The sequence below is a fragment of the Nocardioides sp. S5 genome, assembly GCF_017310035.1.
Taxonomy (GTDB): domain Bacteria; phylum Actinomycetota; class Actinomycetes; order Propionibacteriales; family Nocardioidaceae; genus Nocardioides.
Genome location: NZ_CP022296.1, coordinates 2,363,458 through 2,375,953 on the forward strand (window position 1 = coordinate 2,363,458; position 12,496 = coordinate 2,375,953).

Sequence of the window (12,496 nt, forward strand, 5' to 3'; positions counted from 1 at the left end):
CGGCATGGCTCTGCCTGCCAGGAATCAGAACAGGAATCAGACCGCAGCGCTCCTGGTCCTCGAGGACGGGCGCACCTTCCGCGGTGAGTCCTTCGGTGCCGAGGGCGAGACCTTCGGCGAAGCGGTCTTCTCCACCGGCATGACCGGTTACCAGGAGACGCTCACCGATCCCAGCTACCACCGCCAGGTCGTCGTCATGACGGCTCCGCACGTCGGCAACACCGGGATGAACGACGAGGACCGCGAGTCCTCGCGCATCTGGGTCGCCGGCTACGTCGTCCGCGACCCCGCCCGGGTGCCGTCGAACTGGCGCAGCCAGCGCACCCTCGACGACGACCTGCGTGAGCAGGGCGTGGTCGGGATCAGCGGTGTCGACACCCGTGCGCTCACCCGGCACCTGCGCGAGCGCGGTGCGATGCGGGTGGGCATCTCCACGACCGAGACCGACCCCGAGCGCCTGCTCGAGCGGGTGCGCGCGTCGGGGGAGATGACCGGCCTGAACCTGAGCGAGTCGGTCTCCACCGCCGAGGCGTACGTCGTCCCGGCGCAGGGCCCCAAGCGCTTCACCGTCGCGGCGGTCGACCTCGGCATCAAGGCCAACACCCCGCGGATGATGAGCGAGCGCGGCATCGAGGTGCACGTGCTGCCCGCGACGGCGAGCCTCGCCGAGGTGCAGGCGGTCGCCCCCGACGGTCTCTTCTTCTCCAACGGCCCCGGTGACCCGGCAGCCACGACCGCGCAGGTCGAGCTGCTCCAGGGCGCCCTGCGCGCCGGCATCCCCTACTTCGGGATCTGCTTCGGCAACCAGCTCTTCGGCCGCGCGCTCGGCTTCGGCACCTACAAGCTGAAGTACGGGCACCGCGGCATCAACCAGCCGGTGATGGACCGCACCACCGGCAAGGTCGAGGTCACCGCGCACAACCACGGCTTCGCGGTCGACGCTCCCCTGGAGGGTGCGACCACCACCGAGTTCGGCGAGGCCACGGTGAGCCACGTCTGCCTCAACGACGACGTCGTCGAGGGCCTCGAGCTCCGCGGCGCCTCCGGCGAGCTGACGTCCTTCTCCGTGCAGTACCACCCGGAGGCAGCGGCCGGCCCGCACGACGCGGCGTACCTCTTCGACCGCTTCTGCGACCTCATGACCGATCAGCGCACCGAGCGGAAGGACGCCTGACATGCCCAAGCGCACCGACATCACGAGCGTCCTGGTCATCGGCTCCGGACCGATCATCATCGGCCAGGCCTGCGAGTTCGACTACTCCGGCACCCAGGCGTGCCGGGTGCTGCGCCAGGAGGGCCTGCGGGTCGTCCTGGTCAACTCCAACCCGGCCACGATCATGACCGACCCCGAGTTCGCCGACGCCACCTACGTCGAGCCGATCACGCCGGAGTACGTCGAGAAGGTCATCGCCAAGGAGCGCCCCGACGCGCTCCTGGCCACCCTCGGCGGCCAGACCGCGCTCAACTGCGCGATGGCCCTCGACAAGGCCGGCATCCTGGAGAAGTACGGCGTCGAGCTGATCGGCGCCTCGATCGAGGCGATCGAGCGCGGCGAGAACCGGCAGCAGTTCAAGAAGATCGTCGAGCAGCTCGGCGGCGAGTCCGCCCGCAGCGTGATCTGCCACTCGATGGACGACCTGCTGGCCGCGGCCGACGACCTCGGCTACCCCATGGTCGTACGCCCGTCCTTCACCATGGGCGGCACCGGCTCGGGCATGGCCTACGACGAGAGGGACCTGCGCCGCATCGGTGGGTCCGGCCTGGCGGCCAGCCCGACCACCGAGGTGCTCCTCGAGGAGTCGATCCTCGGCTGGAAGGAGTACGAGCTCGAGGTGATGCGCGACAGCGCGGACAACACCGTCATCGTCTGCTCGATCGAGAACCTCGACCCGATGGGCGTGCACACCGGCGACTCGATCACGGTCGCGCCGGCGATGACGCTGACCGACCGCGAGTACCAGAAGATGCGCGACCTCGCGATCGGCATCATCCGCGCGGTGGGCGTCGACACGGGTGGCTGCAACATCCAGTACGCCGTGAACCCCGCCGACGGTCGCCTGATCGTCATCGAGATGAACCCCCGCGTCTCGCGCTCCTCGGCGCTGGCCTCCAAGGCGACGGGCTTCCCGATCGCCAAGATCGCGGCCAAGGTCGCCATCGGCTACACCCTCGACGAGATCCGCAACGACATCACCGCGCGCGAGGACGGGCAGAGCACCCCCGCCTCCTTCGAGCCCGCGCTCGACTACGTCGTGGTGAAGGTCCCGCGCTTCGCCTTCGAGAAGTTCCCCGAGGCCGACCCGACGCTGACCACGCACATGAAGTCGGTCGGCGAGGCGATGGCGATCGGGCGCAACTTCACCGAGGCCCTGCAGAAGGCGCTGCGCTCGCTGGAGAGCAAGCACGCGCCCTTCGACTGGCACAAGCACTTCGACGACGACCTCGCCTCGGAGACGACCAAGACGGCGCTGCTCGAGGAGATCAGCGTCCCGCACGACGGCCGGCTCAAGAAGGTCATGGACGCGATCCGTGCCGGCGCGACGGCGGAGGAGATCTTCGACGCGACCGCGATCGACCCGTGGTTCGTCGACCAGCTCGCGCTCATCAACGAGGTCGCCGTGCAGCTCATCGACGCCCCCGAGCTCACGCCCGACCTGCTGCGCCTGGCCAAGCGCCATGGCTTCTCCGACGAGCAGGTCGGCCGCATCCGCGGGCTGAGCGCCGACGTCGTGCGTGGTGTGCGCCACGCGCTCGGCATCCGGCCGGTCTTCAAGACCGTCGACACCTGCGCCGCCGAGTTCGCCGCCCGCACGCCCTACCACTACTCGTCCTACGACGAGGAGAGCGAGGTGCAGCCGCGCGCGGAGGGCAAGGAGGCCGTGATCATCCTGGGCTCCGGGCCCAACCGCATCGGGCAGGGCATCGAGTTCGACTACAGCTGCGTGCACGCCTCGCTCGCGCTCGCCGAGGCCGGCTACGAGACGATCATGGTGAACTGCAACCCGGAGACCGTGAGCACCGACTACGACACCTCCGACCGGCTCTACTTCGAGCCCCTGACGCTCGAGGACGTCCTCGAGATCGTGCACGCCGAGCAGCAGGCCGGCCCGGTGGCCGGCGTGGTGTGCCAGCTCGGTGGCCAGACGCCCCTCGGGCTCGCCCAGGGCCTGGCCGACGCGGGCGTGAAGATCGTCGGCACCTCGCCGGAGTCGATCCACCTCGCCGAGGAGCGCGGCGCCTTCGGCCGCGTCCTGGCCGACGCCAACCTGCCGGCGCCCAAGCACGGCACCGCGACGTCGTACCCCCAGGCGCAGCGCATCGCGCACGAGATCGGCTACCCCGTGCTGGTGCGCCCCTCCTACGTCCTCGGCGGGCGCGGCATGGAGATCGTCTACGACGACGCCGCGCTCGAGGCCTACCTGGAGAAGTACGTCGCCAACGGGCTCATCAACGAGCGCCAGCCGGTGCTGGTCGACCGCTTCCTCGACGACGCGGTCGAGATCGACGTCGACGCGCTCTTCGACGGCGAGGAGCTCTTCCTCGGTGGCGTGATGGAGCACATCGAGGAGGCCGGCATCCACTCCGGCGACTCGTCCTGCGCGCTCCCGCCGATCACGCTGGGGCGTGAGGAGATCGACCGGATCCGCCGCTCGACCGAGGCGATCGCCCGCGGGCTCGACGTCCGCGGCCTGCTCAACATCCAGTTCGCGCTGGCTTCCGACGTGCTCTACGTCCTCGAGGCCAACCCGCGGGCGTCGCGGACGGTGCCGTTCGTGTCCAAGGCGACCGCGACCCCGCTCGCCAAGGCCGCGGCCCGCGTGATGCTGGGGGAGTCGATCGCCGACCTGCGCGCGATCGGCGTCCTGCCGGCCACCGGCGACGGCGGGCACCTGCCCGACGGCTCGCCCATCGCGGTCAAGGAGGCGGTCATGCCCTTCGACCGCTTCAAGACCGCCGACGGTCGCACCGTCGACGCGCTGCTCGGGCCGGAGATGCGCTCGACCGGCGAGGTGATGGGCTTCGACGCGTTCTTCGGCACCGCCTTCGCCAAGGCCCAGGCCGCGGCATACGGCTCGCTGCCGCTGTCGGGCAAGGTGTTCGTGTCGGTCGCCAACCGCGACAAGCGCCACATGATCTTCCCGGTCAAGCAGATCGCCGACATGGGCTTCGAGATCCTCGCCACCGCCGGGACCGCCGAGGTGCTGCGGCGCAACGGCGTCACCGCCACGGTCGTGCGCAAGCACTCCGAGGGCGAGGGCCCCGACGGCGAGCCGACCATCGTGGGTCGCATCTGGGCCCGCGAGGTCGACCTCGTCATCAACACGCCCCACGGCGCGACCAGCGGCGGCTCCCCGCGCATGGACGGCTACGACATCCGCACCGCCGCGGTCTCGACCGACATCCCCTGCATCACCACGATCCAGGGCCTCGGGGCAGCCGTGCAGGGTCTGGAGGCGATGCGGCGCGGCGACATCGGCGTGCGCTCCCTTCAGGACTGGGCCGCGCAGCTGCGCCCGTCGACCCCGGCCGGGGAGGCGTGAGGGTGCGTCCCTACGACGTGCTCTTCGAGCGGGGCCTGACCCGCTTCGACGCCGAGCGCATCCACCACGCAGCCTTCCGGGCGATCCGGGCGGCCCAGCCCGTGACGAGCAGGCTCCTCGGAGCCCGCCCGGAGGGTCGAGGCGGCGCACCTGCGCAGGTGCAGGCGATGGGGATCACCTTTCCGCACGCCCTCGGCCTCGCGGCAGGGTTCGACAAGAACGCGGTGGGCATCGACGGGCTGGCCGCGCTCGGCTTCGGCCACGTCGAGGTCGGCACGGTCACCGGGGAGGCGCAGCCGGGCAACCCGCAGCCGCGCCTGTTCCGGCTCACCGCCGACCGCGCGATCGTCAACCGGATGGGCTTCAACAACGACGGTGCCGAGGTCGTCGCGCGGCGACTGCAGGCGTGGCGGTCGAGCAACCCCGCGGTGGCTGAGGCTGCTTCGCATCACGGCCGGGCCTCGTTCCTCGGTCCGCCCGTTCTGGGCGTCAACATCGGCAAGACCAAGGTCGTGCCCGAGGACGAGGCCGTCGCCGACTACGAGAAGTCGGCCGGCCTGCTCGCACCCCACGCCGACTACCTCGTCGTCAACGTCTCCTCGCCCAACACGCCCGGACTGCGCGACCTCCAGGCCGTGGAGAAGCTCGAGCCCCTGCTCGCCGCCGTACGCCGTCGCGCCGACGAGGTCAGCCCCGCGCGGCGGGTGCCGCTGCTGGTGAAGATCGCGCCCGACCTCAGCGACGACGACGTCCTCGCGGTCGCCGACCTCGCGCTCGCCAGCTGCCTCGACGGCATCATCGCCACCAACACCACGATCAGCCGCGACGGCCTCGCGAGCAGCGCGGCCGACGTCGAACGGGTCGGCGCCGGCGGGCTGAGCGGCCGGCCGCTGACGCAGCGCTCCGAGGACGTCGTACGCCTCCTGCGCGGGCGCGTGGGCCGCGACCTGACGCTGATCGGTGTCGGCGGCATCACGACCGTGGACGACGCCCGGCGACGCCTCGACGCAGGCGCCGACCTGCTGCAGGCCTACACCGCCTTCGTCTACGAGGGCCCGCTGTGGCCGCGCCGGATCGTGCGGGGACTCGCCTCGGATGCCTGATGCCCGTGGCTGAGGTGAGGACTCCCGTCCACGTCGAGGGGGAGGTGGTGGCGACCAAGCGCGTCGGCGCCCACCGCCACCTGACCCTCACGGCGCCGGGCGTGCCCGAGCGGTTCCGGGCGGGCAACTTCGTCGCGGTCACCGTCCCGGGCCACGTCGCGCGCCGTCCGCTGTGGATCCACCGCGTGCGCGCCTCGAGCGCCTTCGGCCCGACCCTCGACGTGGTGCTCGAGCCCCGCGGGGAGGGCACCTCCTGGCTGGCCGCACAGCCCGTCGGGACGCGGGTGTCGATCACCGGCCCACTGGGTCGCGCGTTCGCGCTGCCGAAGGAGGCGGTCTCCTGCCTGCTCGTCGGCGAGGGCTACGCCGCGGCGCCACTCTTTCCCCTCGCCGAGCGCCTCCGCGAGCGGGGATGTGCGGTGTCCCTCGTGGTCTCGGCACCGGATGAGTCCCACCTGCTGTCGGCCCTGGAGGCACGCCGCGCGGTCAGGTCCGTCACCGTCCTCACCGCGGACGGCTCGGTCGGACAGCGCGGCGGGGTCGCCGACCACGTCGACGACCTGCTTCGGCGCGCCGACGCCGACGTCGTCTACGCCGCCGGGCCCGCCGACGTGCTCCGCGCCTGCGCCGCGGCCGCCGAGCGGGCGGGTGCGTGGAGCCAGGTCGGGCTGGAGGTCCCGACGCCGTGCGGCACCGGGCTGTGCCACGGGTGCCCGCTCCCGGTGGTCGGCGAGGATGGCGTCGACCGCGTCGTGCGCGCGTGCACCGAGGGTCCCGTCGTCCGGGGCGACCGCGTGCGGTGGGACGACCTGTGAGCGCCTACGTCCCCGGACCGGTCATGGTCGCGGCCGGCTGCGGTGGCACCGGTCGTGAGCTCGAGCCCTTCGCAGGTCCTGACGGCCTGGCCGGTCTCGACTTCGTCACCCGCTCGCTGACGCTCGACCCGCGCGCGGGCGGCGCCGGCCCGCGTCTCGTCGAGGTCCCGGGCGGGCTGATCAACGCCGTCGGCCTGCCCAACCCCGGCCTCGAACACTTCCTGGCCACCGAGCTGCCGTGGCTGGTGCGGGCCGGCGCGCGGGTCCTGGTGTCGATCGCGGGCGCGACGATGGGGGAGTACGCCGACCTGGCGCGGCGCCTGAGCCGCGCCCCCGGGGTGGCCGGCCTCGAGGTCAACGTCGGCGCTCCGGACGAGGTCGGGGCCGGGCTCTTCGAGGTGCGCGAGCCCTACCACGCGGCCAGTGTCATCGCGGCTGTGCGACGCGAGTTCCCCTCCGACCGGCCGGTGCTCGCCAAGCTGCGGCCCGACGTCTCCCGGATCGTGGAGGGAGCGCGGTCCTGCCACGAGGCGGGCGCCACCGCCGTGGTCGTCGGCAACGCCGTGCCCGCCGCGTTCCTCGACGGACGTGCTGGCGGCCTCAGCGGCCCCGCCGTCGGGGCCATCGCGCTGCGCTGCGTCGCGGAGGTGCACCGGTCGCTGCCCGCCGTGCCCGTCATCGCCTGCGGCGGCGTACGCGACCTCGCCTCCGCCCGCACCTACCTCGCTGCAGGCGCCACCGCCGTGCAGGTCGGCACCGCCCTGCTCCACGACCCGACCACCGTCGCCCGGCTGCGCGCGGACCTCGCAGCCCACCACCAGGAGGACGCATGACACCGTTCGGCACCCGCCTCGCCCGCGCGATCGACGAGCGCGGCCGCTTCTGCGTCGGCATCGACCCGCACGCGGCGCTGCTCGAGCAGTGGGGCCTGTCCGACGACGTCGCCTCGCTGGAGCGCTTCGCGCTGAGCGTCGTCGAGGCGGTGGCCCCGCTGGTCAGCGTGGTCAAGCCGCAGAGCGCGTTCTACGAGCGCTTCGGCAGCCGCGGGATCGCGGTGCTCGAACGCGTCATCGCCGAGTCCCGTGACGCCGGCGCGCTGGTGCTGCTCGACGTCAAGCGCGGCGACATCGGCTCGACCAGCCAGGCCTACGCCGATGCCTATCTCGACCCGGCCTCGCCGCTCGGCTCCGACGCGATCACCGCCAGCCCCTACCTCGGCTTCGGGTCGCTCGACCCCATGGTCGAGGCGTGCCACCGCCACGGCGGCGGGCTGTTCGTCCTGGCCCTGACCTCCAACAAGGAGGGTCCCGAGGTCCAGCACGCTCGCTCCGGTGGGCGCACCGTGGCCGGGACCGTCCTGGACCACCTCCGGGCGCTCAACGCGGGCGTGCAGCCGGTGGGCTCCTTCGGCGCGGTCGTCGGCGCCACCATCGGTGCGACCGACGAGGACCTCGACATCAACGGCCCCTTCCTCGTGCCGGGCTACGGCGCCCAGGGCGGCACGGTCGCCGACCTGCTCCGGATCTTCGGCGACTCCGCGAGGTGGGCGCTGCCCAGCTCCTCGCGCGAGGTGCTGGCCGCCGGACCCGACGTCTCCGCGCTCCGCGACGCCGCACTGCGTGGCAACGACGCCGTGCGAGGGTTGGGGGCGTGAGACTGCTCGCCGTGCTCCTCCTGCTCCCGCTCGCCGCGGCATGTTCCGGCGACCCGCAGGCGGACTACTGCGAGCGGGTCGAGGGGCACCAGGCGACGCTGTCCGAGGTGGCCGCGTCCGAGGACATGGCGGCGATCTTCGACGCCCTCGACGCCTACGACGACCTGGCCGAGCATGCGCCACGCGACGTCGTGGACGACTGGGACGCCGTGGTCGACCCGCTCCACGCCCTCGAGGACGTGCTCGGCGAGCACGACGTCGACGCCTCGACGTACTCCGCGGACGAGCCGCCCGCCGGCCTCGACGACGCGGCCCGGGACGAGATCGAGGCCGCCGCACGCGCGGTGGGCTCGGAGCGGACGGTGACCGCGATGGCCGCGGTCGAGCAGCACGCGCTCGACGTCTGCGGCACGCCGCTGTCGCGCTGAGGCGGGTCGCGCCTGTCGCGCACGTCACCTCGCGGTCGCGATCCTGCCGGCTCGATTGCCTGCCTCGTCGGGACCTGACTAGATTGAGCCGAACCTCCCGCCGGACCCATTCCTCGCGACCCTGAAGGACAGCTTTCGTGGCCTTGCCCCCTCTGACGCCCGAGCAGCGCCAGGCAGCCCTGGACAAGGCTGCGGCCTCCCGACGCGAGCGGGCCGAGGTGAAGAACCGCCTGAAGAACTCCGGTGGCTCCATCCTCGACGTGCTCAAGGAGGGCCAGACCAACGAGGTCATCGGGAAGATGCGGGTGGTCGAGCTCCTGCAGTCGGTGCCCGGCCTGGGCCGGGTGCGGGCGCGACAGGTGATGGAGCGCCTCGGGATCGCCGAGAGCCGCCGCGTGCGCGGGCTCGGGGTCAAGCAGGTCGCCGCGCTCGAGCGCGAGTTCGGCCCCGACGCGTCGTGACCGAAGCAGCTCCCGCCACCCCCACCCGTCGTTCGCGCCTGATCGTCCTGGCCGGTCCCACCGCCGTCGGCAAGGGCACCGTCGCCGCCGCCGTGCGCGAGACCCACCCCGAGGTCTGGCTGTCGGTCTCCGCCACCACACGCCCGCCGCGCCCCGGCGAGGAGAACGGCGTCCACTACTGGTTCGTCTCCGACGAGGAGTTCGACGCCATGATCGAGAAGGGCGACCTGCTGGAGTGGGCGGTGGTCCACAAGGCCGCGCGCTACGGCACGCCCCGTGGTCCGGTCGACCTCGCCCTGGCCTCCGGCCAGCCCGCCATGCTTGAGATCGACCTGCAGGGCGCGCGCCAGGTGCGCGAGACGATGCCCGAGGCGCTCTTCGTCTTCCTCAAGCCGCCGTCGTGGGACGAGCTCGTACGCCGTCTCGTCGGCCGCGGCACCGAGACCGAGGCGGAGCGCGAGCGCCGTCTGGAGACCGCGCGTGCCGAGCTGGCCGCCGAGAGCGAGTTCGACGTGACCATCGTGAACCACGAAGTTCACGCTGCTGCCGACGAGTTGGTAGCCTTGATGGTTGGACCCGATCCGCACCGCCCGATCTGACTAGCGAGGCACCAACACCGTGGCATCTCCCACCATCGCCGCCGAGGGCGTCACCAACCCCTCGATCGACGACCTGCTCACCAAGACCGACAGCAAGTACAAGCTGGTGCTCTACAGCGCCCAGCGCGCCCGCCAGATCAACGCCTACTACTCCCAGCTCGGCGAGGGCCTGCTGGAGTACGTCGGCCCGCTCGTCGACACCCACGTGCAGGAGAAGCCGCTCTCGATCGCGCTCCGCGAGATCAATGACGACCTCCTGACCTGCGAGGACATCGACCCCGCCGCTGAGGCCGCCGCCGCCGAGGCCGCTGCCGCCGGCGACGCCACGGAGTGACGCGAGCCTCTCGATGACCGCACAGGTCGTCCTGGGCGTCTCCGGCGGGATCGCGGCCTACAAGGCCTGCGAGCTGCTGCGCCGGTTCACCGAGTCGGGGCACGACGTCACCGTCGTGCCCACGGCTGCGGCGCTGGAGTTCGTCGGGGCGCCCACCTGGGCGGCGCTGTCGGGCAAGCCGGTGTCCACCGAGGTGTGGACCGACGTGCACGCGGTGCCGCACGTGAAGATCGGGCAGGCCGCCGACGTGGTCGTGGTCGCCCCGGCGACCGCCGACCTGATCGCCAAGGCGGCCCACGGCCTGGCCGACGACCTGCTCACCAACACGCTCCTCACGGCGCGCTGCCCGGTCGTCCTCGCCCCGGCGATGCACACCGAGATGTGGGAGCACCCGGCCACCCAGGCCAACGTGGCCACGCTGCGCCAGCGCGGTGTCGTCGTCATCGAGCCGGCCGAGGGCCGGCTCACCGGCGCCGACACCGGCAAGGGGCGCCTGCCTGACCCCGCGGAGATCTTCGAGCTCGCTCGTGGCGTGCTCGAGCGCGGCGTCGGCGCACCGGACCTCTCCGGGCTGAAGGTCGTCGTCTCGGCCGGTGGCACCCGGGAGTACCTCGACCCCGTGCGCTTCCTCGGCAACCGCTCCTCGGGCCTCCAGGGCTACGCCCTCGCCCGTGCGGCGGCGTCGCGCGGCGCCCACGTCACGCTGGTCAGCGCCAACGTGTCCCTGCCCGACCCGGCCGGCGTGAGCGTCGTACGGGTCGAGACGACCGACGAGCTGCGGGACGCCGTGGTCGCCGCGACAGCCACCGCGGACGCCGTCGTCATGGCCGCCGCGCCTGCGGACTTCCGTCCCACGACGGTCAGCGACGCGAAGATCAAGAAGGCCGAGGACGGCTCGGCACCGTCGATCGCTTTGGTCCAGAACCCCGACATCCTCGCCGAGATCTCCCACGAGCGGGCGCGCGCGGGAGCGGTCGTGGTCGGCTTCGCCGCGGAGACGGGCGACGCGACCGGGTCGGTGCTCGAGCTCGGCCGCGCCAAGCTCGCCCGCAAGGGCTGCGACCTCCTCGTCGTCAACGACGTGAGCGGCGGGGCGGTCTTCGGCAGCAGCGACAACGAGGCCGTGATCCTCGGTGGCGACGGCGGCGTCGTCGAGGTGCCCCACGGCAGCAAGAACGCCCTCGCGCACGTGATCTGGGACGAGGTCCTCCGGCGATTCGCCGGGTGAGACATGCGTCCCGGATGCTGGGCAGCAGGTAGGTTTGACCCGACTTTTCCACACGAGAATTGAGAGCACTGTGGCTGGACGCCTCTTCACCTCCGAGTCCGTGACCGAGGGTCACCCGGACAAGATCGCCGACCGGATCAGCGACTCGGTCCTCGACCACCTGATGGCCGAGGACCCCGACCGCGCCAACCTCCGCGTCGCGGTGGAGACACTGCTCACCACCGGCCTGGTCGTCGTCGCCGGCGAGGTCCGCACGACGGCGTACGCCCCGGTCGCGGACATCGTCCGCAAGGCGATCCTCGAGATCGGCTACGACTCCTCGGACAAGGGCTTCGACGGCACCACCTGCGGCGTGCAGGTCGCCATCGGCGCCCAGTCGAGCGACATCGCCGCGGGCGTCGACGCCGGCCACGAGTCGCGCGTCGGCTCCAGCGAGGACGAGCTGGACATGCGCGGAGCCGGTGACCAGGGCCTGATGTTCGGCTACGCCTGCGACGACACGCCCGAGCTGATGCCGCTGCCGATCACGATCGCGCAGCGTCTCGCCCAGCGCCTGACCCAGGTCCGCAAGGACGGGGTACTCGACTACCTGCGTCCCGACGGCAAGACCCAGGTCACCATCGAGTACGACGAGGACGACCGCCCGGTGCGCATCGACACCGTCGTGCTGTCGACCCAGCACGGCCCCGACATCGAGCACGCCCAGCTCGAGGCCGACATCAAGCAGCACGTCATCGACCCGGTCCTCGCGTCCTTCGACATCCCCTCCGAGGGCTACCGGATGCTGGTCAACCCGACCGGCACCTTCGTCATCGGCGGTCCGATGGGCGACGCGGGCCTGACCGGTCGCAAGATCATCGTCGACACCTACGGCGGCATGGCCCGTCACGGCGGCGGCGCCTTCTCCGGCAAGGATCCGTCGAAGGTGGACCGCTCCGCGGCCTACGCGATGCGCTGGGTCGCCAAGAACGTCGTCGCGGCCGGCCTCGCCCGCCGCTGCGAGGCGCAGGTGGCCTACGCGATCGGCAAGGCGGCTCCCGTCGGCGTCTTCATCGAGACCTTCGGCACCGGTGTCGTGAGCGACGAGCAGATCCAGGACGCGGTCCTCGAGGTCTTCGACCTGCGCCCGGCCGCGATCATCCGCGACCTCGACCTGCTCCGCCCGATCTACGCCCAGACCTCGGCCTACGGCCACTTCGGCCGCGAGCTGCCGGAGTTCACCTGGGAGTCGACGGACCGCGCCGAGAAGCTGAAGGCTGCTGCGGGGATCTGAGGCCCTGCTGCTCGGGATCCCCGGCTGGCCGGGGATCGCTGAAGATGTCAGGCCGTGCAC

Annotated in this window: 12 protein-coding genes; all 12 read left to right on the plus strand. The window is 72.1% G+C overall.

All coding sequences use genetic code 11. The annotated features are described in order from the left end of the window. Nucleotides 1-4 precede the first annotated feature (4 nt). Nucleotides 5-1,174, plus strand: coding sequence for a glutamine-hydrolyzing carbamoyl-phosphate synthase small subunit (carA, locus tag CFI00_RS11670; RefSeq protein WP_207085286.1), 1,170 nt, complete (start codon nt 5-7; stop codon nt 1,172-1,174). 1 nt (nt 1,175) lies between these two features. Beyond that, nucleotides 1,176-4,541 carry a carbamoyl-phosphate synthase large subunit gene (gene carB / locus CFI00_RS11675; RefSeq protein WP_207085287.1) on the plus strand — a complete coding sequence of 1,122 codons (3,366 nt, stop codon included), beginning with the start codon at nt 1,176-1,178 and terminating at the stop codon, nt 4,539-4,541. A gap of 2 nt (nt 4,542-4,543) precedes the next feature. Next, nucleotides 4,544-5,644 carry a quinone-dependent dihydroorotate dehydrogenase gene (locus CFI00_RS11680; protein ID WP_242532819.1) on the plus strand — a complete coding sequence of 367 codons (1,101 nt, stop codon included), beginning with the start codon at nt 4,544-4,546 and terminating at the stop codon, nt 5,642-5,644. Further along, on the plus strand, nt 5,644-6,459 hold the full coding sequence (locus tag CFI00_RS11685) for a hypothetical protein (protein ID WP_207085289.1): 816 nt from the start codon (nt 5,644-5,646) through the stop codon (nt 6,457-6,459). The genes CFI00_RS11680 and CFI00_RS11685 overlap by 1 nt, the downstream gene beginning before the upstream one ends. After that, nucleotides 6,456-7,292, plus strand: coding sequence for a tRNA-dihydrouridine synthase (locus tag CFI00_RS11690; RefSeq protein WP_207085290.1), 837 nt, complete (start codon nt 6,456-6,458; stop codon nt 7,290-7,292). Before CFI00_RS11685 ends, CFI00_RS11690 begins: the two co-directional genes overlap by 4 nt. Next, nucleotides 7,289-8,113, plus strand: a complete 825-nt coding sequence (gene pyrF, locus CFI00_RS11695; protein ID WP_207085291.1) for an orotidine-5'-phosphate decarboxylase — start codon at nt 7,289-7,291, stop codon at nt 8,111-8,113. Before CFI00_RS11690 ends, pyrF begins: the two co-directional genes overlap by 4 nt. Next, on the plus strand, nt 8,110-8,541 hold the full coding sequence (locus CFI00_RS11700) for a hypothetical protein (protein WP_207085292.1): 432 nt from the start codon (nt 8,110-8,112) through the stop codon (nt 8,539-8,541). The genes pyrF and CFI00_RS11700 overlap by 4 nt, the downstream gene beginning before the upstream one ends. Before the next feature lie 137 nt (nt 8,542-8,678). Continuing rightward, nucleotides 8,679-9,002: an integration host factor, actinobacterial type gene (gene mihF / locus CFI00_RS11705; protein WP_207085293.1), complete on the plus strand. Its 324-nt coding sequence runs from the start codon at nt 8,679-8,681 to the stop codon at nt 9,000-9,002. Further along, complete coding sequence (gmk, locus tag CFI00_RS11710; RefSeq protein ID WP_207085294.1) at nt 8,999-9,601, plus strand: guanylate kinase; 603 nt, start codon at nt 8,999-9,001, stop codon at nt 9,599-9,601. The genes mihF and gmk overlap by 4 nt, the downstream gene beginning before the upstream one ends. A 19-nt stretch (nt 9,602-9,620) precedes the next feature. Continuing rightward, nucleotides 9,621-9,935: a DNA-directed RNA polymerase subunit omega gene (gene rpoZ, locus CFI00_RS11715; protein WP_207085295.1), complete on the plus strand. Its 315-nt coding sequence runs from the start codon at nt 9,621-9,623 to the stop codon at nt 9,933-9,935. A 13-nt stretch (nt 9,936-9,948) separates the two neighbouring features. Next, nucleotides 9,949-11,163, plus strand: coding sequence for a bifunctional phosphopantothenoylcysteine decarboxylase/phosphopantothenate--cysteine ligase CoaBC (gene coaBC, locus CFI00_RS11720; protein WP_207085296.1), 1,215 nt, complete (start codon nt 9,949-9,951; stop codon nt 11,161-11,163). A 70-nt stretch (nt 11,164-11,233) separates the two neighbouring features. Beyond that, entirely contained in the window at nt 11,234-12,436 is a 1,203-nt protein-coding gene (gene metK / locus CFI00_RS11725; RefSeq protein ID WP_207085297.1) for a methionine adenosyltransferase, read from the plus strand. Nucleotides 12,437-12,496 lie beyond the last annotated feature (60 nt).

Coding starts and splice junctions, on each gene's coding strand:
- carA (WP_207085286.1), top strand. CDS start 5: ATGGCTCTGCCTGCCAGGAATCAGAACAGGAATCAGACCGCAGCGCTC.
- carB (WP_207085287.1), top strand. CDS start 1,176: ATGCCCAAGCGCACCGACATCACGAGCGTCCTGGTCATCGGCTCCGGA.
- CFI00_RS11685 (WP_207085289.1), top strand. CDS start 5,644: ATGCCCGTGGCTGAGGTGAGGACTCCCGTCCACGTCGAGGGGGAGGTG.
- pyrF (WP_207085291.1), top strand. CDS start 7,289: ATGACACCGTTCGGCACCCGCCTCGCCCGCGCGATCGACGAGCGCGGC.
- coaBC (WP_207085296.1), top strand. CDS start 9,949: ATGACCGCACAGGTCGTCCTGGGCGTCTCCGGCGGGATCGCGGCCTAC.